The organism is Roseovarius marisflavi, assembly GCF_900142625.1.
Taxonomy (GTDB): Bacteria; Pseudomonadota; Alphaproteobacteria; order Rhodobacterales; family Rhodobacteraceae; genus Roseovarius; species Roseovarius marisflavi.
This window is the reverse complement of the sequence record NZ_FRBN01000018.1, coordinates 52380-70253: the sequence shown is the minus strand read 5'-3', so window position 1 is coordinate 70253 and position 17874 is coordinate 52380. Positions and strand designations below refer to the sequence as shown.

The 17874-nt window shown below is 62.9% G+C and carries 16 protein-coding genes; 10 read left to right on the top strand and 6 right to left on the bottom strand.

Going from position 1 to position 17874, the window contains the following annotated elements:
• Positions 1-202: 202 nt before the first annotated feature.
• Complete coding sequence (locus BUB78_RS14705; RefSeq protein WP_073199259.1) at positions 203-2968, bottom strand: [protein-PII] uridylyltransferase; 2766 nt, start codon at positions 2966-2968, stop codon at positions 203-205.
• Between the two features lie 37 nt (positions 2969-3005).
• Entirely contained in the window at positions 3006-4184 is a 1179-nt protein-coding gene (locus tag BUB78_RS14700; protein ID WP_073199257.1) for a penicillin-binding protein activator, read from the bottom strand.
• Positions 4185-4268: 84 nt separating this feature from the next.
• On the opposite strand from BUB78_RS14700, the gene rsmI reads away from it, so the two are divergent.
• The 4 genes from rsmI to BUB78_RS14680 are packed head-to-tail and all read left to right on the top strand — an operon-like array spanning position 4269 to position 7474.
• Positions 4269-5132, top strand: coding sequence for a 16S rRNA (cytidine(1402)-2'-O)-methyltransferase (gene rsmI / locus BUB78_RS14695; protein WP_170865081.1), 864 nt, complete (start codon positions 4269-4271; stop codon positions 5130-5132).
• 28 nt (positions 5133-5160) lie between these two features.
• Positions 5161-5571 carry a YraN family protein gene (locus BUB78_RS14690; RefSeq protein ID WP_073199255.1) on the top strand — a complete coding sequence of 137 codons (411 nt, stop codon included), beginning with the start codon at positions 5161-5163 and terminating at the stop codon, positions 5569-5571.
• 59 nt (positions 5572-5630) lie between these two features.
• Positions 5631-6566 (top strand): glutathione synthase, encoded by a 936-nt coding sequence (gene gshB, locus BUB78_RS14685; protein ID WP_073199253.1) that lies wholly within the window; start codon positions 5631-5633, stop codon positions 6564-6566.
• The gene (locus BUB78_RS14680; protein WP_073199251.1) at positions 6563-7474 is read left to right on the top strand and encodes an alpha/beta hydrolase; all 912 of its coding nucleotides are present in this window, start codon (positions 6563-6565) and stop codon (positions 7472-7474) included. Before gshB ends, BUB78_RS14680 begins: the two co-directional genes overlap by 4 nt.
• Here BUB78_RS14680 and BUB78_RS14675 read toward each other — a convergent pair.
• The 4 genes from BUB78_RS14675 to cobU form a co-directional block, all read right to left on the bottom strand.
• Positions 7440-8954 carry a YifB family Mg chelatase-like AAA ATPase gene (locus BUB78_RS14675; protein WP_073199249.1) on the bottom strand — a complete coding sequence of 505 codons (1515 nt, stop codon included), beginning with the start codon at positions 8952-8954 and terminating at the stop codon, positions 7440-7442. The two genes, BUB78_RS14680 and BUB78_RS14675, sit on opposite strands and share 35 nt — an antisense overlap.
• Before the next feature lie 154 nt (positions 8955-9108).
• Complete coding sequence (locus BUB78_RS14670) at positions 9109-9987, bottom strand: glutathione S-transferase (protein WP_073199247.1); 879 nt, start codon at positions 9985-9987, stop codon at positions 9109-9111.
• Positions 9988-10045: 58 nt separating this feature from the next.
• Positions 10046-10618, bottom strand: coding sequence for a histidine phosphatase family protein (locus BUB78_RS14665; RefSeq protein ID WP_073199245.1), 573 nt, complete (start codon positions 10616-10618; stop codon positions 10046-10048).
• Positions 10615-11118 carry a bifunctional adenosylcobinamide kinase/adenosylcobinamide-phosphate guanylyltransferase gene (cobU, locus tag BUB78_RS14660; protein ID WP_245813504.1) on the bottom strand — a complete coding sequence of 168 codons (504 nt, stop codon included), beginning with the start codon at positions 11116-11118 and terminating at the stop codon, positions 10615-10617. The genes BUB78_RS14665 and cobU overlap by 4 nt, the downstream gene beginning before the upstream one ends.
• A gap of 129 nt (positions 11119-11247) precedes the next feature.
• On the opposite strand from cobU, the gene BUB78_RS14655 reads away from it, so the two are divergent.
• From BUB78_RS14655 to BUB78_RS14630, 6 genes are all read left to right on the top strand, one after another.
• On the top strand, positions 11248-12126 hold the full coding sequence (locus tag BUB78_RS14655) for an RNA polymerase factor sigma-32 (protein ID WP_073199241.1): 879 nt from the start codon (positions 11248-11250) through the stop codon (positions 12124-12126).
• Complete coding sequence (locus BUB78_RS14650; protein WP_073199239.1) at positions 12123-12893, top strand: ChaN family lipoprotein; 771 nt, start codon at positions 12123-12125, stop codon at positions 12891-12893. Before BUB78_RS14655 ends, BUB78_RS14650 begins: the two co-directional genes overlap by 4 nt.
• 117 nt (positions 12894-13010) lie before the next feature.
• Positions 13011-14213 carry a bifunctional phosphopantothenoylcysteine decarboxylase/phosphopantothenate--cysteine ligase CoaBC gene (coaBC, locus tag BUB78_RS14645; protein WP_073199237.1) on the top strand — a complete coding sequence of 401 codons (1203 nt, stop codon included), beginning with the start codon at positions 13011-13013 and terminating at the stop codon, positions 14211-14213.
• Between the two features lie 44 nt (positions 14214-14257).
• Complete coding sequence (dut, locus tag BUB78_RS14640) at positions 14258-14704, top strand: dUTP diphosphatase (protein ID WP_245813502.1); 447 nt, start codon at positions 14258-14260, stop codon at positions 14702-14704.
• Positions 14704-15807 (top strand): HesA/MoeB/ThiF family protein, encoded by a 1104-nt coding sequence (locus BUB78_RS14635; RefSeq protein ID WP_073199233.1) that lies wholly within the window; start codon positions 14704-14706, stop codon positions 15805-15807. Before dut ends, BUB78_RS14635 begins: the two co-directional genes overlap by 1 nt.
• The gene (locus tag BUB78_RS14630) at positions 15767-17779 is read left to right on the top strand and encodes a M3 family metallopeptidase (RefSeq protein WP_073199231.1); all 2013 of its coding nucleotides are present in this window, start codon (positions 15767-15769) and stop codon (positions 17777-17779) included. The genes BUB78_RS14635 and BUB78_RS14630 overlap by 41 nt, the downstream gene beginning before the upstream one ends.
• Positions 17780-17874: the final 95 nt, after the last annotated feature.

The window sequence follows — 17874 nt, the reverse complement described above, 5'->3', positions numbered from 1 at the left end:
AAGGCAGCTCAACGAACGACCCCGAAAAACGCTCAACTACGAAACACCCGCCGAGCGTTTCAATGCATGTGTTGCATCGACCCGTTGAAACCGCCCCGCATAGCAGACCAACACGAGATGCGGACAGACCCTTTATGGTCCGGGAGCGTGGGTTTCACCCACCCTACGGATTTGGAGAGCGCCCATGTCACAGAGGCCGGGATCATGTGGTGGCCTGTTCAAATCCGGCGTCGATGGCACTGCGCAATTTACGTTCGAGAGCGGCGCGCTTTGCCTCGGAGTAGAATTTCAGGCCGAACATATCCTTGACGTAGAAGGTATCGACCACCTGTTCACCAAAGGTCGCGATCACGGCGCTGGCGATATAGACATTGGCCGCGGCCAGCGTGCGGGTCAGATCATAGAGCAGGGCCGGGCGATCACGGGTGTCGACCTCGATGATCGTGTAGATCTCCGAGCCGTCATTATCAAAGGTGATATGCGTCGGCACCTTGAAGGCGCGCTCGCGTTTCTTGAGCTTGTCGCGCGATTTGATCGCGTCGCGGGCCACCACCTGACCCAGAAGCGTCTTGTGGATCATCTGGCGCAAGCGCGGCAGGCGGCTTGATTCAAACGGGTGGCCATCGGCATCCTGAATCCAGAACACCGCCGTGGCAAACCCGTCCTTTGACGTATAGGTGCGCGCGTCGACCACATTGGCGCCGACAAGGGCCAGGGCACCGGCCAGGCGCGAGAAAATGCCCGGATGATCGGCAAGCGCAAAGCACGCACGGGTGGCATCGCGATCCTCGTCGATGGCCAGATCAATGGCGATATCATCTTCGTGCAGACCGCGCAGAAGCCGGGCAAAGACCTCGTGGGCGGTGACATGCAAGCCCTGCCAATAGGGCGGATAGTGGCGGCTTGTTTCGACCTTGAGATCCTTGGCGTCCCAGTCGCTCAGCGCCTCGCGCAGGTTGCGTTTGGCATCCGAGCCGCGCTGTTCGCGGTTAAGATCCTCTAGCCCGCCTTCCATGGCGCGGCGGGTCTGGCGATAGAGCGCACGCAACAGCGAGGCTTTCCAGTTGTTCCAGGTGCCAGGTCCCACGCCGCGGATGTCGCAGACCGTCAGCAACAGCAACAGGTCAAGCCGCTCGCGGGTCTGCACCGCCTTGGCAAAGTCGCGCACCGTGCGCGGGTCGGCGATATCGCGTTTCTGGGCCATATCCGACATCAGGAGGTGATAGCGCACCAGCCATTCCACCGTGTCGACCTCTTTCGGCTTCAGCCCCAGACGCGGCGCCACCTTGCGCGCAATCATGGCACCGAGGATCGAGTGATCCTCATCCCGCCCCTTGCCGATATCATGCAGCAAAAGCGCCACGTAAAGCACCCGGCGATTGAGCCCCTCTTTCAGGATCGTCGAGGAGACCGGCAGTTCCTCGATCAATTCGCTGCGCTCGATCTGGGCGAGGTGGCTGATGCATTGGATGATATGTTCGTCGACCGTGTAATGATGATACATGTTGAACTGCATCATCGCGACGATCGGCTCGAATTCGGGCAAAAAGGCAGACAGCACGCCAAGCTCGTTCATCCGGCGCAGCGCGCGTTCCGGGTTGCCATGTTTGAGCAGCAGATCAAGGAAAAGCTTGGGCGCGCGCGCATCGTTGCGCATTTGATCGTTGATCAGGTTCAGGTTGGCGGTGACCAGAAGCATCGCGTCGGGATGGATCAAAAGCCCGGTGCGCAGCGCCTCTTCAAACAGCCGCAACAGGTTGAGAGGATCGGACAGAAACGCGCCGTCATCGACAATCGCAAGACGGCCATGCACCTCGGTATAGCCGTCCTTTAGCTTTTTGCGGCGGCGGAACAGGCGCTGCAACAACGGCTCTGACTTGATCTGCGTCGCTTCAAGCTTGGTCAGGAAAATCCGCGTCAGATCGCCCACGGCGGTGGCGTGGCGGAAATAATCCTGCATGAACACCTCGACGCCGCGCCGCCCGGCGGTATCGGAATATCCCATGCGATCGGCGACCTCGACCTGCATGTCAAAGGTCAGCTGGTCATTGGGCCGCTTGGTGATCAGATGCAGATGACAGCGCACCGCCCAGAGAAAATTCTCGGCCTTGGCGAAGGTGCTGAATTCATCGTCGGTGAACATGCCAAGCGCCACAAGTTCGCTGACATCGGTGACCCGGTGCAGGTACTTGGCGATCCAGAACAGCGATTGCAGATCGCGCAGGCCGCCCTTGCCCTCTTTGACGTTGGGCTCGACCATATAACGCTCGCCCTGCTTTTCGTGGCGCGCGTCGCGTTCGGCAAGCTTGGCTTCGGTAAAGTCGCGTTCGGTGTCCTTGAAAAGCTCGTCCCAGAGGCGGCGGTTGAGGTCTTCGGCCAGCTTGGCATCGCCGGCCAGATGGCGGTTTTCCAGCAGGGCAGTGCGGATCGTGTAATCCTCGGCCCCCAGACGCAGACAATCGCGGATCGTGCGGCTTGCATGGCCGACCTTGAGGCGCAGATCCCACAGGACATAGAGCATAGATTCGATCACGCTCTCGGCCCAGGGGGTGATCTTGTAGGGGGTGAGAAACAACAGATCTACATCCGATTGCGGCGCCATTTCACCGCGCCCGTATCCACCAACGGCAAAGACCGCAAGGCGCTCGGCCTCGGTCGGGTTGGGCAGCGGGTGCATCACGCGGGTGGCGATATCAAGCGTTGTCAGGATCACGCAATCGGTCAGCCAGCAATAGGCGCGGGTCACCTGGCGGGCCTCGAACGGGTGCTCGGCAAAGCCTGCGGCAATCGCCTCGCGGCCACGTTTCATTTCGGCGCCAAGAACCTCGACGACGCCGCCGCGCAGTGCCGTCATGTCGCCGCCACTCTCGCTTACGGCTTGCTCAAGCCGCGCTTCGACGGCGCTGATGTCAAAGATATAGTCGGCCGGACAGATAAGATCGTCCCGGCGGGTGATGGTCTGTGTCATGCTGTGGTTGTTTGACCCCCGTCAAAACCCTGTGACATCAAAACCCTGCGCCGCCAAAGCTTTGCGGGGCCGGTGAAAGGATCACGACCTGTTTGTTGCGGATTGTCGCCACGGCAAGGCCGCGCTCGTTGCTGCCATCCGCGCGCAGGCGGAAGACGCCGTTCACGCCCTGAAACCCGGCGGGTTGGGTCAGGGCATTGCGCCCCAGGGCCTCGCGCTGATTGGATTTTGCAAGCGCGCCGATGGCTGCGATCCCGTCATAGGCGAGGCCTGCAATCGGGTGGGGGGCGGTGCCATTGGCGGCCTGAAAGCGGTTGTTGAACTGGGCGGTGCGCTGTGGATCGGGCAGGGCGAACCAGCCTCCTTGAACACCGGGCAAGTCCAGCGTCTGGCGCGGCGTATCCCAGCGGGCAAGGCCGATATACTGCAACCTGTCGGGGCCAAGCCCGGATTCAGGAAGCATCTGCGAGAACAGCGGCAGCGCGCCGGCGGTGTTAGCGGTCATGAAGATCGCATCGGCGGCATTGGTTTCGGCGGCGGTGCGGATGGCAGGAACGGCACTCACCACGCCCTGTTGCGAGAATTCATAGCCGATGCTGCCCGCAAGGGTCGCGCCATTGTCGCGCACGGCCTGTTCTATGGCGGCGCGGCCAAGTTGACCGGCAAGGTTGTTGGAATGGACCGCCATGATCCGCGACTTGCCCTGACGGGTGGCGAAACTGGCAAGCCGATTCGCCGTGGTCTGAAAGGTCTGGCCCAGAATGAAAAGATTGCCGCCCGCGATGGTCGGATTGTTGGAAAAGGCCAGAACATTGACGTTTTTATTGGCCACGGCAACCGCCACGGCATTCGCCGATTCGGCATGCAGCGGGCCGACGATGATACGCGCGCCATCGGCCACGGCGTTGAGGGCGGCGGTTTGCGCCTGTGCCGGCTGACCGGCTGTGCCATAGACCCGCAGGTCGATCTTGACGCCCGCCAGATCAGATACCGCAAGGCGTGCCGCGCTTTCCAGATCGCGCGCCAATTGCTGCTCCTGCGGGCTCGCAGCGCCATGCGGCACCAGGAGCGCCACGGTAATCGGAGCGCCCGGTTTCGTAGGTGCACCGCCGGTATCGGAGAGCGATACAGGTTGACAGGCGGCCAGCCAGAGGGCAGCGAAGACCACAAAGAGGCGGGTGAATGGCTTGCGGATAACAGTTAAAACGGCGAACATGATATGGTCTCACTCCCTTTTTGCGCTTTGCCAGAGGCCAGACGCGATTGCGGACGATAATAAACGTCAGAGAGGGCGGGTCCAGTGGTGAATCTTAACAAGCAAAAACTGGCCCCCGGCCTGTACCTGATCGCGACACCGATCGGCACCGCGCGTGACATCACGCTGCGCGCGCTGGATATCCTGGCCTCGGCGGATGTGATCACCGCCGAAGACACCAGAAGCCTGCGCCATTTGATGGAAATTCACGGGGTGCCGATCGGCGATCGCCCGATCTGGGCCTATCACGATCATAACGGAGAGCGCATGCGCCCGCGCATTCTGGCGGCTTTGGCCGAGGGAAAATCGGTGGTCTACGCCTCTGAGGCTGGCACGCCGATGGTGGCCGATCCCGGCTTTGATCTGGGGCGCGCGGCGGTGGCCGAAGGCTATGACCTGATTTCGGCGCCGGGCCCCTCGGCGGTGATCACGGCGCTTACGCTGGCGGGGCTGCCGACGGACCGGTTCTTGTTCGCGGGGTTCTTGCCGAACGCGACGGGGCGGCGCAAAACCGTGATGGGCGAGTTGGCGGAGGTGCCCGCGACGCTGGCGTTTTACGAATCGCCCAAGCGGGTAGCGGCAATGCTGCGCGATGCGGCGCTTGTTCTGGGCGGCGGGCGCGAGGCGGCGATGTGCCGGGAATTGACCAAAAAGTTCGAAGAGGTCCGGCGCGGTACGCTTGACGAGCTTGCCGCGAGCTGTGCCGAAAGCCCGCCCAAGGGCGAAATTGTTGTGATCATTGACCGCAAGCGTTCAACAAATGTTAGCGAAGAGGACCTAGACTTGGCCCTGAGCAAGGCGCTTGAGCGGTTGTCGGTGCGCGACGCCGCCGATGCGGTGACGGCCGAGCTTGGCCTGCCAAGGCGGCAGGTCTATCAGCGCGCGCTGCAACTTGCGGCCGACGATTAGGGGATTTGCGTAAAGGGGCGTGTCGGGAATGGATCAGGGCAAGGGTGATCATACCGCGGCCTCTGTCGCTACACGACGTCAGGAGAAAGGCCAACGCGCCTATCTTTCGGGACAGGCCGCCGAAGCTGGCGTGATCCGCGCCTACGCCGCGCGCGGCGTGGCGGTCTTGCACAGCCGCTGGCGCGGGCAGGGCGGCGAAATCGACCTTATCCTGCGTGACGCAGACGATTACGTGTTTTGCGAGGTCAAAAAGGCGGCGACGGTTGACCTAGCCATGGCACGGCTGCGCCCGGCGCAGGCCCGCCGGATTGTCGAGGCGGCAGCGCAATATCTTGGCCAGACACCCGAGGGGCAGCTTGCCTCGGTGCGCTTTGACCTTGCGGCGGTCGACGGATCGGGCGCGGTCGAGATCGTCGAGAACGCCTTTGGTCATTTCTGAATTGCACCTTTGCCGCCCATGCCGCATGTAAGTGGCAGACCTGAACAAAGGGGCAAAGTATGAAAATCGCGTTTCAGATGGATCCGATCGGGCCGATCAATATCAACGGCGACAGCACGTTCCGCCTTGCCGAAGAGGCGCAGGCGCGCGGGCACGAGCTTTTTTATTACACTCCCGATAACCTTGCTTATGACGAGGGGCGCATCACCGCACGCGGTTGGCCGCTTCGCGTTCAGCGGGTTGAGGGCGATCATTTCCGCCTTGGTGAAGAGGCGACGGTCGATCTGGCTGATTTCGATGTGGTCTGGCTTCGGCAAGACCCGCCGTTTGACATGTTCTATATCACCACGACCCACATCCTTGATCGCCTGAGCCCCGGCACCCTTGTGGTCAACGATCCGTTCTGGGTGCGCAACTTTCCCGAAAAACTCTTGATTCTGGATTTCCCCCAGTTGATGCCGCCCACGGCGATTGCCCGCGATCTGGCGACGATCCGCGCCTTTCGCGCGCGCCATGGCGATGTGATCCTCAAACCGCTTTACGGCAATGGCGGCGCCGGGGTGTTTCACCTGCCGGAATCCGATCGCAACCTCTCCAGCCTACACGAGCTGTTCACCGGGTTCAGCCGCGAACCGCTGATCGTGCAGAAATACCTGCCCGAGATCAAACATGGCGACAAGCGTGTCATTCTGGTCGATGGCGAGCCGGTGGGCGCGATCAACCGCGTGCCGGCACAGGGCGAGACCCGGTCTAACATGCACGTCGGCGGGCGCCCTGAAAAAGTAGAGCTGACCGAGCGCGACCTGGAAATCTGCGCTACCATCGGCCCGCTTTTGCGCGAAAAAGGTCAGGTCTTTGTCGGCATCGACGTGATCGGCAACTATCTGACCGAAATCAACGTGACCTCGCCGACCGGCATTCAGGAGCTGGAGCGTTTTGAAGGCGTGAACATCGCCGCCAAAATCTGGGAGGCGATCGAGGCCAGGCGCGCATGAGCCTGATGCGCCCGGTTCTGAACCTCTGGCTGAGGATGACGGAAAAGCCGCATCTGGCGCGCACGGCACGGCCGGTCGACCTGCGCAAAAGCTTTGAGAGGAAGGCGCGGCTGTTTTTTCGCGCGCCGCGCGGCACGCGTTTCGAGGTTGAAACGCTTGGGGGCGTGCCGGTGCTTTGGGCTTCTGGACCGTGGGCCGCGCGGGGGGCCGGGCCGGTGATCCTTTATTTTCACGGTGGCGGCTATGTGTTTGGCTCGCCGCGTACCCACAAGGCGATGCTGGCGCGGCTGTCGTCGCTTTGTGGCTTGCCCGCCTGCCTGCCCGATTACCGGCTTGCGCCAGAGCATGCCTTTCCAGCCGCCGTCGAGGATGCTTTGACGGCCTACCGCGCGATTGCCGACCATCCCGGCGGCGTTATCCTTGGCGGCGACAGTGCCGGGGGCGGTCTTGCGCTTGCGCTATTGGGCGAAATCACGCGGTTGGGTCTGGCGCCGCCGCTTGGCTGTTTCGCCTTTTCGCCGCTGACCGATCTTACGTTTTCCGGCGAAAGCCTTGGGCGCAATGCCAAGGCAGATGTGGTCTTGCCCGCGTCGCGCGCGCCTGAAATGGGGCGGCAGTATTTGGCGGGGGCGAAGGCCGATGATCCGCGGGCTTCGCCATTGAATGCGGATTTCAAAGGGGCGCCGCCGGTCTGGCTTGCGGTCGGGAGCACCGAGATACTGCTTGATGATACGCGCCGTATGGCGGCCCGGCTTGAGGCGAATGGTGTGGCGGTTGACTGTAGGGTTGAACATGACCTGCCGCATGTCTGGCCGTTGTTTCAGGGGCTTTTGCCCGAGGCGATGGTGACCCTGCGCCAGGTGGCGGGGTGGATCAAAGCTCTTTCATCCCGGCCAAACGAAAGCTGACCGCCTCGGCCACATGCGGGTACTGCACGGAATGCGAGCCATCGAGATCGGCAATCGTGCGCGCCACCCGAAGCACCCGGTGATAACCGCGCGCCGAAAGGCCAAAGCGTTCGGCGACGCGGTTGATCAGGGCGCGACCCTCGGCATCGGGGCTGGCGATATCCTCAAGCGCCTGACCCTCGGCATCGGCATTGAGCCGCATGTCGGGGTGATCGGCGAAGCGCGCGGCCTGAACTTCTCGGGCGGTATCAACCCGTGCGGCAACGGCCGCAGAGGCATCCCCCGAGGCCGGCAGGTCGAGATCGCGAAACGCCACCGGCGGCACTTCGACGCGCAAATCAAAGCGATCCATCAAGGGGCCGGAAATCCGCCCCATGTAATCCTCGCCACAGACCGGCGCGCGCGAACAGGCGCGGGCGGGATCGCTCAGGTGGCCGCATTTGCAGGGGTTTGCGGCGGCGACCAGCATGAAGCGACAGGGGTATTTCACATGGGCATTGGCCCGCGCGACCATGACCTCGCCGCTTTCGATGGGCTGGCGCAGGGTTTCAAGAACGCCACGGGGGAATTCGGGGAACTCATCCATGAACAGAACGCCATTATGCGCAAGGCTGATTTCGCCGGGGCTTGCGCGGCGGCCGCCGCCGACAATTGCCGCCATCGATGCGGTATGATGGGGCTCGCGAAACGGACGGGTGCGGCTGATGCCGCCCTCGCTCAGCAGACCGGCCAGAGAGTGGATCATCGAAGTTTCAAGCGCCTCGGTCGGGGTCAGCGGCGGCAGGATGCCGGGTAGGCGCGCGGCCAGCATGGATTTGCCTGATCCAGGCGAGCCGACCATCATCAGGTGATGACGCCCTGCAGCGGCGATTTCCAGTGCACGTTTGGCACGCTCCTGACCTTTGACATCGCGCAGATCGCGCCCGCCGGGGGGCGCGGTCACCTCGCCGGGCTCAGACGCGACAATCGGCGCCTGACCGGTATAGTGGCGCACCACATCCGCCAGGTTGGCGGCGCCGATCACCTGAACGCTTCCAACCCATGCGGCCTCGGGGCCCGAGGCCTTGGGGCAGAGCAGCATGCGGCCCTCTTCGGCGGCGGCCATGGCGGCAGGCAAAGCGCCGAGTACGGCGATCAGCGAGCCGTCAAGCGACAGTTCACCCAGGGCCATGGTGCCCTCGGCGGCGTCTTTCGGGATGATTTCCAGCGCCGCAAGCAGGGCAAGTGCGATCGGCAGGTCGAAATGGCTGCCTTCCTTGGGCATATCGGCGGGCGAGAGGTTGATGGTGATGCGTTTGGAGGGCAGGGCAATCGCCATTGAGGACAGAGCCGTGCGCACCCGGTCGCGCGCCTCGGAGACGGCCTTGTCGGGCAGGCCGACCAGCGAAAAGGCGGGAAGGCCGGGGGTGATGGCGCATTGCACCTCGACCGGTTTGGCCTCGACGCCCTCAAAAGCCACCGTATAGGCGCGTGCGACCATGCCATTCCCCGATCCTGCGTTTAAACATGGTTAATGCCTAGCGCGCAGGTGGTTTAAGAATGGTTAACGGGGCAAGGGGGCGCTGCCCCCCTAAGAAAATTCGGCGAATTTTCTTAGTCCCCCGGAGTATTTCCGGAAAGATGAACGTTGGGGCTCAGGCGGCGTCGCGAAGGGCGGTGAAGGCGGGCCAGGCATCCGGGTCTGCGACGGTTTTGTCGCGGCAAAACGCGTTGCAAAAGCCGAAAATGCGGCCCTCTGTTTCCATCAGATGAGTGACCGGATCGCCGGAATAAGGACAGGTGGTGTTTTCCGGCGTGCCGCTGTTCACCGCTTTTGCGGGACGCGGGGTGGGGCCGGGCCAGTCGGTGGTGGCGTAGTCGCGTGCATATCGGTCCAGAGTGTCGCCATGCACAAGCCCCATGGCCCGCCAGCGACGAAAGGCGGGATCGTTCAGATGGGCGGTGACATAGGCGTGTGCGCTGTCCGAGACCGGCAGGCCATAGCCTGCGATCCGGGCCGCCACGGGGGCGAAAAAGGCATCAACCGCGCTATAGTCGCCACAGAGCCAAGGGCCATCCGGGGCCGTCGCGGTGCGCGCGTGGTCCCAGATCACGTCAAGTCGGGCCAGATCGTCCAAAAGCGCTTGCGAGGGCTCAACGCCTTTATAGGCCAGCCGCATGTTCATCGGGCAATCGTTGCGCAGCGTGGTGAAGCCAGCGTGCATTTCGGCCGCGAGGGTGCGTGCGGTGGCCCGCGCCAGGGGATTGCTTGGCCAAACACCCGCCTCGGGGTGGCGGCTTGCCAGCTCTTCGGCCATGGCGAGCGATTCAGATATGATCGCGCCCTCGGGTGTCACGAGCGTTGGCACGGTGCGCGCCGGGGCGACATCGCGCAGTTGCTCGGCCACGCTTGCGGCGGCGTTGAAATCAAGCAGCCGGGTCTTATACGGCAGGCCAAAGCGATTGAGCAAAAGCCAGCCGCGCAGTGACCATGAGGAATAGGCGAAATCGCCGAGAATAAGTTGGTATGTCATTGTGAAATCCTAAACGGCGGGATGGTGCGGGAACAACGAATAATTGTACGGCGGCCCATCACGGCAGGTGATTGATTGCCTGTGCGTGCCAGCGGTTGCCCTGCCAGTGCAACTCGGTCACCGACAGGTTGTCGATCCGGTGCGCGAAGGCCTCATAGGCGGTCACCTCAAGGGCCTGTTGCACTTGGGTCAGGATCGCGCCGAAATGGGCGACGGCGATGATGTCGCGCCCCGGATGCGCGGCAAGCAGGCGGGCGGCGCCAGCAGAGACACGGTTTGAAACTTCATGCCAGCTTTCGCCGCCTGGCGGGCGGACATCGCCGGGGTTTTCCCAGAAGGCGCGCAGGTGCTCTTGGTCGGGAATCTTGTCGAAGACCTGCAATTCCCAATCGCCAAAGTGAATTTCGCGCAGGTTGGGATCATCGGGCAGGCGGGTGCGCGGCCCGTTGAGTGCATCGGCGGTGGCGCGGGCGCGGATCAGATCGGAGGAGATCACAAGGGCATCCCCGGGCAGATGCGCCGAGAGGCGAGCAATCTGAGCGTCGTCACTTAGATCAGCAGGCAAATCGGACCAGCCAACCATGGATTTGGCATGGGTCGGCCCATGGCGCACCCAGTAGAACCGGCTCATGAGAGGCTGCCCTTGAGGACCTGAGGCAGACCGGCGATCACGTTGACCACAAGCGAGGCCTCGGCGGCGAGCCTTTGATTCAACCGCCCCTGAGCCTCGCGAAAGCGGCGGGCGAGCGCGTTTTCGGGAACGACCGACAGGCCGACCTCGTTGCTGACCACGACCACCGGGGCGGCGCAATTGGTGAGCGCACGGATAAGGGCGGTTTCGGCCATCGCAAGATCGCCATCGGCCAGCATGTGATTGCTGAGCCACATGGTGGCGCAATCCACAAGCACCGCCTCGTCGCGGCGCGCGCCCGCAAGAGCGGGGGATGGATCAAGCGGTGCCTCGATGGTGCGCCAGCCGTCGCCGCGCATGGTTTGATGGCGGGTTACTTTTTCGCGCATCTCGTCGTCAAAGGTTTGCGCCGTTGCCAGATAGACCCGCGCCCGGCCGGATTGCACAACAAGCCCCTCTGCAAAGGCCGATTTTCCCGAGGCGGCCCCGCCCAGGATCAAGGTTAACTCTGGCAGATCCAACACCCGCGCCCCCAATTTTTTTGATCCGATTTATCGGGCGATGCGTAGCACTCATCAAAGGACCGATAAAGGGCGCAAATGCCTGAACCGCCTGACAGGGGGAAGACAATGCCACTTGACGCACCACAAACAAGTTCCATGTCCCGCACCGCGATGAAGGCGGAAATGCTGGACGCAGAAACCGAACTGGCGCTGGCCTATGCCTGGCGCGATCAGCGCGACGAAGAGGCGCTTCACCGTTTGATCACCGCCTACATGCGGCTGGCGATCTCGATGGCGTCGAAATTCCGCCGCTATGGCGCGCCGATGAACGATCTTATTCAAGAGGCCGGTCTTGGCCTGATGAAGGCTGCGGACAAATTTGACCCGGATCGCGGTGTGCGGTTTTCGACCTATGCGGTCTGGTGGATCAAGGCCAGCATTCAGGACTATGTTATGCGCAACTGGTCGATGGTGCGCACCGGAAGCACCAGCAGCCAGAAGTCGCTGTTTTTCAACATGCGCCGGGTGCAGGCGCGGCTTGAGCGCGAGGCGATGGCGAATGGCGAAGAGCTTGACGGATACCAGCTGCGCGAGATGATCGCGCATGAGGTTGGCGTGCCGTTGCGCGATGTCGAGATGATGCAGGGGCGTCTTTCCGGCTCTGACTTTTCGCTAAATGCAACGCAATCGTCCGAGGATGAGGGGCGCGAATGGATTGATGCCCTGGAAGATGACGGCCCGCGCGGCGATCAGCTTGTTGAACAGGATCACGATCTTGGCGCGTTGCGCAATTGGCTGACTGATGCGATGCAAAGCCTCAATGAACGAGAGCGCTTCATTGTGCGCGAACGCAAACTGCGCGATGCGCCGCGCACGCTTGAGAGTCTTGGCACGGAATTGAAGCTGTCCAAGGAGCGGGTGCGCCAGCTTGAAGCGGCGGCCTTTCAAAAGATGCGCAAACATCTTGAAAAGCACGGGTCCGAGGTTCACAACCTGTTGGCATGATCGCGCGTTATGTCGCCCTTGTTTTTGGTCTGAGTTTTGCGCTGCCGGTGGCGGCGCAGGACGTGTATGTGTTGGGCGAGGTTCATGACAATCCCGCCCATCATGCGATTCAGGCCGAAAGGGTGGCGGAGATACAACCGACTGCGATCGTGTTTGAAATGCTGACTGCGGCGCAGGCAGAGAAAGTTGTGCCTGATTTGCGCGCGCATCGCGCGGCCCTTGCAGCGGCTCTGGAGTGGGCAGAGAGCGGATGGCCCGATTTCGCACTGTATTATCCGATTTTTGCCGCAGCGCCGGAGGCCGCGATTTATGGTGCACAGGTGCCTCGGGACGAGGCGCGCGCGGTGTTCGAGGATGGGCTTGCGGCCAGTTTCGGCGAGGATGCGGCGCGCTATGGGTTGGACCGCCCCTTGCCTGCGACCGAGCAGGCCGCGCGCGAGGCGCTTCAGATGGCGGCGCATTGTGATGCCCTGCCGGTGGATGCTCTGCCCGGCATGGTCGAAATTCAACGCCTGCGCGACGCGGCGCTTGCCCGCGCCGTTCTTGCCGCTCTGGACGAGACGGGTGGCCCGGTGGCGGTGATCACCGGCAATGGCCACGCTCGCCGTGACTGGGGCATGCCGGCGGTGTTATCGGTTGCGCGCGACGGGCTTGAGATTGTCGTGCTTGGTCAGACCGAAGACAGCGCCCCGCTTGAGGGTGGGTTTGACGAGGTGATCTCGGCCGATGCGGTTGATCGCGCCGACCCTTGCACGGCATTCAAATAGCTCTTCGTGCTCTTGCGCGCGCGCTTCGCGAGGCGGGCCATCAAGCCCGACGAGCTGCCCCTTGTCACCCCGAGGGCCACGCCCTACTGTCGCAGCGGCTGAACAAGGAACGCGCCCATGCTGGCATCAAAACGCATTCTTCTGATCATTGGGGGCGGCATCGCAGCGTTCAAATCGCTCGATCTGATCCGTCGGTTGCGAGAGCAGGGCGCCGAGGTGACGCCTGTGCTGACCCGCGCGGGATCGGAGTTTGTTACGCCACTGTCGGTTTCGGCCCTGGCCGGGCGCAAGGTGTTTCAGGAGTTGTTTGACCTCACCGATGAGGCCGAGATGGGCCATATCGAGCTAAGCCGCAGCGCCGATCTGATCGTGGTCGCCCCGGCCACCGCTGACCTCATGGCGAAAATGGCGGGCGGACAGGCGGATGATCTGGCCTCGACGCTTTTATTGGCCACCGATACGCCGGTCCTGATCGCGCCTTCGATGAATGTGCGGATGTGGCAGCATGCGGCCACGCAGCGCAATCTTGCCATACTGCGTGGCGATGGTATCGGTTTTGTCGGCCCGAATGAGGGTGATATGGCCTGTGGCGAGCATGGCCCGGGGCGCATGGCCGAGGTGCCGGAAATCGTGGCCGCAGTGCAGGCGGCCCTGGCCGATGGCCCCCTGAAAGGGCGGCGTGTGCTGGTCACCTCGGGCCCTACGCATGAGCCGATTGACCCGGTGCGCTATATCGCAAATCGCTCCTCTGGAGCGCAGGGCACGGCCATCGCCCGCGCCCTCGGCGCACTTGGGGCCGAGGTTGTCTTTGTCACCGGTCCGGCCAGCGTGCCACCGCCCGAGGGGGTCAAGGTGGTGCGTGTCGAGACCGCGCAGGAGATGCTGGCGGCGGTCGAGGCGGCACTTCCGGTGGATGCGGCGATTTTTGCGGCCGCTGTAGCCGATTGGCATGTGGCCGGGGCCAGCCAGTCGAAGCTCAAGAAAACCAAGGGCGGCTTGCCCAAGCTGGAATTTGCCGAAAACCCCGACATTCTGGCGCGGGTGAGCCAGATGACGACCGGGCGCCCGGGACTTGTGATCGGCTTTGCCGCCGAAACCGATGACGTGGTTGAGAACGCCACCGCCAAGCGCGCGCGCAAGGGCTGCGACTGGATCCTGGCCAATGATGTGGGCCATGGCACCGGCATCATGGGCGGAAGCGAAAACGCGGTCACCTTGATCAGCGCCGAGGATGCCGAGATCTGGCCAAGGATGCCAAAGGCCGAGGTCGCGCAAAAGCTGGTCGAGAGGATCGCCAAGGCGCTTCTGGACGGGCATTGAGTATTTATGGAATGATGAAAGTGGGGCCTTTGCTAACGGTTTCAATGGTTTGGGAAGAGGGGGCGGACCGGTCCCTTGGTTTGCCGTCTTATGAGACTGCGGGGGCGGCGGGTGCCGATCTGCGCGCGAATTTTACCGCAGGGCAGCGCGGCGGGGTGACGCTTGCGCCGGGCGCGCGGGCGCTTGTGCCGACCGGGCTTCGGCTGGCGATTCCGCTGGGATTTGAGGTGCAGATCCGACCGCGTTCCGGTCTTGCGCTGAAGCACGGCATTACCTTGCCCAACAGCCCCGGCACGATTGATGCCGATTATCGCGGGCCTTTGGGGGTGATCGTGATGAATGCCGGGCAAGAGGCCTTTCACATCGAGCACGGTGCGAGGATTGCCCAGATGGTAATTGCACCCGTGGCGCAGGCGCGGTTCGAGATGGTTGAAACGCTGGACGAGACCGCCCGCGGGCAGGGCGGTTTTGGATCGACCGGAGTCTCCTGATGTTGCTGGTTTTGATCATGGCAGCGGTGCTTTGGGGCATCGGGGCGGCGCTTGGCACGCCCCGGCGATTGCGGTGGGGGATGCTCGGTATCCTTTGGCTGGCGGTGGTTGCGTTGCATCTTGTCTTGCCGCAGGGGCATCCGCTTCGGCTTGCGACGGGGGAAAGTGCCGCGCTTTGGCTCATGCTTGGCGGGGCCGCGGCGATTGTGTGGGTTTACCGTGCCGGATTGGGCCGGTTGCGGACGCGCGCGCAGGTTAAAGAACAGGCAGGTGCGGGCGCGGGCAAGACCGGGCGAAAACCGCTGTTCAGCGAGGCCGAACTTGACCGCTATGCTCGTCATATCGTGCTGCGGGAGATTGGCGGACCGGGTCAAAAGGCGCTCAAGGAGGCGCGGGTTCTGGTGATCGGCGCGGGCGGGCTTGGTTCGCCGGTTCTGCTCTATCTGGCGGCGGCGGGGGTTGGTGTGATCGGTGTGATTGATGACGACGAGGTCGATAATTCCAACCTGCAACGTCAGGTGATCCACCGCGACGCAGATATTGGCCTGCCCAAGGTGCAATCGGCCGAAGCGGCGCTGCTTGCGCAAAACCCGCATGTCACGGTGCGTCCTTACCAGCGGCGCCTGACGCCCGAGATCGCCGCCGAGCTTTTTGCCGAATATGACCTGATCCTAGATGGAACTGACAATTTCGCGACCCGTTATCTTGCGAATGCTGCTGCGGTGAAACAGGGTATCCCTTTGATTTCAGGCGCCTTGTCGCAATGGGAAGGACAGCTTAGCGTGTTTGACCCGGCCCGCGGTGCGCCCTGTTACCAATGCATTTTCCCCGAGGCCCCCGCGCCGGGCCTTGCGCCGTCTTGTTCCGAGGCGGGCGTTTTGGGCCCCTTGCCGGGCGTTGTCGGCGCGATGATGGCGGGCGAGGCGATCAAGATCATCACCGGCGCGGGGCAGGCGCTGCGCGGTGAAATGCTGATCTATGACGCGCTTTATGGCGAGAGCCGCAAGATCGGGCTAAGCCCAAGAGAAAATTGCCCGATCTGTGGCACAAAAGGAGAGCGTGATGACAAACCCGTTGCTGGCCGAGTGGAAGACACCGTTTGACCTGGCACCCTTCGCGGCGATTGGTGACGAAGATTTCGCGCCCGCGTTCGAGACCGCGCTAGGCTCGGCGCGTGCCGAGATCGAGGCGATTGTCGACAATCCCGAGGCCCCGACGTTTGCCAATACGATCGAGGCGCTTGAGGCGTCGGGCAAGGACCTTGACCGTGTTTTGTCGGTCTTCTTCACGCTGGCCGGGGCCGATAGCAACCCCAGACGACAGGAATTGCAGCGCGATTTTGGCCCGAAACTGGCGGCGCATTCTTCGGCGGTTTATGGCAACAAGGCGCTGTTTGCCCGGATCGAGGCGCTTTGGCAGGCACGCGACACACTTGATCTGACGCCAGAGCAGGCGCGGGTTTTGATGCTGAGCCACCGTGGCTTTCGCCGTGCGGGCGCGGGGCTTAACGGGGCAGAGGACACGCGCATGCGCGAGATCATGTCGCGGCTTTCGGTGCTCGGGACGGCGTTTACCCAAAACCTTTTGGCCGATGAGGCCGGGTGGCACATGGAATTGTCCGAGGCCGACCTTGAGGGGCTGCCGGAGTTCGTGGTGGATACGGCGCGCGCGGCGGGGCGGGAAAAGGGCCTTGAGGGGCCGGTGATCACGCTGTCGCGGTCGCTGATCACGCCGTTCTTGCAATTCTCGCCGCGCCGCGATCTGCGCAAACGGGCGTTTCAGGCCTGGGCCGCGCGCGGGGCCAATGGCGGCGAGGCCGACAATCGCGCGGTGGCCGAGGAAACCCTTGCGCTGCGGGCCGAGCGGGCAAAGCTGCTTGGCTATGACAGCTTTGCCGCCTTCAAGCTCGAAACCGAGATGGCCAAAACGCCGGAGGCGGTGCGCGATTTGTTGTTGGCGGTCTGGGTGCCGGCCAAGGCGCAGGCCGAGGCCGATGCGGAGGTGTTGACCGCGATGTTGCAGGGCGACGGGATCAATGGCACGCTGGAGCCGTGGGATTGGCGCTATTACGCGGAAAAGCGGCGCCAGGCCGAGCATGATCTGCAGGAAACCGCGCTTAAGCCCTACCTCTCGCTGGAGCGGATGATCGAGGCGGCGTTCGGTTGCGCCAACCGGTTGTTCGGGCTTGAGTTCAAGGCGTTGGACGTGCCGCTTTACCACCCCGATTGTCGGGCCTGGGAGGTGACGCGCGGCGGCGAGCATGTGGCGGTGTTCATCGGTGACTATTTCGCGCGCGGATCAAAGCGGTCCGGGGCCTGGTGTTCGGCCATGCGCGGGCAGGCGAAATGGCCCAAGGTTCAGGGGCCGGTGGTGATCAATGTGTGCAATTTCGCCAAGGGCGATCCGGCGCTTTTGTCCTATGACGATGCGCGGACTTTGTTTCATGAATTCGGGCATGCACTGCATCAGGTGCTATCGGATGTAACCTATGAAAGCGTGTCGGGCACATCGGTGGCGCGCGATTTTGTTGAACTGCCAAGCCAGCTTTATGAACACTGGCTTGAGGTGCCCGAGGTGCTTGAGCAATACGCCACCCATGTGGAGACCGGCGCGGCGATGCCGCGTGATCTTCTCGACAAGATGCTCAAGGCAGCGAATTTTGACATGGGGTTTCAGACGGTCGAATATGTCGCCTCGGCCTTGGTCGACCTGGCGTTTCACGAGGGCGTGCCGCCCGAGGACCTTATGGCGCGTCAGGCCGAGGTTCTGGCCGAAATCGGCATGCCGCAGGCGATCACCATGCGCCATGCCAGCCCGCATTTCGCGCATGTGTTTTCAGGCGATGGATATTCCAGCGGGTATTACAGCTATATGTGGTCCGAGGTGATGGATGCCGATGCCTTTGCCGCCTTTGAAGAGGCCGGTGGCCCGTTCGATCCCGAGCGCGCCCGCGCCCTTGAGGCGCATATCCTGTCGCGCGGTGGGTCAGAGGATGCCGAGGCGCTTTACTGTGCGTTCCGTGGGCGGCTTCCGGGGGTCGAGGCGCTTTTGAAGGGGCGTGGGCTGGCGGCCTAGAGTTCTCGGGCTGTGTTTCGGATCGCCTTTGGCGACCCGATCCGGTGGGGGGCGCTGCCCCCACGCCCCCCGGAGTATTTGGACCAAGAAGAAGG

Excerpts from the sequence above, each read along its gene's own strand:
- BUB78_RS14705 (WP_073199259.1), bottom strand. The coding sequence starts at position 2,968 with ATGACACAGACCATCACCCGCCGGGACGATCTTATCTGTCCGGCCGAC.
- BUB78_RS14700 (WP_073199257.1), bottom strand. The coding sequence starts at position 4,184 with ATGTTCGCCGTTTTAACTGTTATCCGCAAGCCATTCACCCGCCTCTTT.
- BUB78_RS14690 (WP_073199255.1), top strand. The coding sequence starts at position 5,161 with ATGGATCAGGGCAAGGGTGATCATACCGCGGCCTCTGTCGCTACACGA.
- gshB (WP_073199253.1), top strand. The coding sequence starts at position 5,631 with ATGAAAATCGCGTTTCAGATGGATCCGATCGGGCCGATCAATATCAAC.
- BUB78_RS14680 (WP_073199251.1), top strand. The coding sequence starts at position 6,563 with ATGAGCCTGATGCGCCCGGTTCTGAACCTCTGGCTGAGGATGACGGAA.
- BUB78_RS14675 (WP_073199249.1), bottom strand. The coding sequence starts at position 8,954 with ATGGTCGCACGCGCCTATACGGTGGCTTTTGAGGGCGTCGAGGCCAAA.
- BUB78_RS14670 (WP_073199247.1), bottom strand. The coding sequence starts at position 9,987 with ATGACATACCAACTTATTCTCGGCGATTTCGCCTATTCCTCATGGTCA.
- BUB78_RS14665 (WP_073199245.1), bottom strand. The coding sequence starts at position 10,618 with ATGAGCCGGTTCTACTGGGTGCGCCATGGGCCGACCCATGCCAAATCC.
- BUB78_RS14655 (WP_073199241.1), top strand. The coding sequence starts at position 11,248 with ATGCCACTTGACGCACCACAAACAAGTTCCATGTCCCGCACCGCGATG.
- BUB78_RS14650 (WP_073199239.1), top strand. The coding sequence starts at position 12,123 with ATGATCGCGCGTTATGTCGCCCTTGTTTTTGGTCTGAGTTTTGCGCTG.
- coaBC (WP_073199237.1), top strand. The coding sequence starts at position 13,011 with ATGCTGGCATCAAAACGCATTCTTCTGATCATTGGGGGCGGCATCGCA.
- dut (WP_245813502.1), top strand. The coding sequence starts at position 14,258 with ATGGTTTGGGAAGAGGGGGCGGACCGGTCCCTTGGTTTGCCGTCTTAT.
- BUB78_RS14635 (WP_073199233.1), top strand. The coding sequence starts at position 14,704 with ATGTTGCTGGTTTTGATCATGGCAGCGGTGCTTTGGGGCATCGGGGCG.
- BUB78_RS14630 (WP_073199231.1), top strand. The coding sequence starts at position 15,767 with ATGACAAACCCGTTGCTGGCCGAGTGGAAGACACCGTTTGACCTGGCA.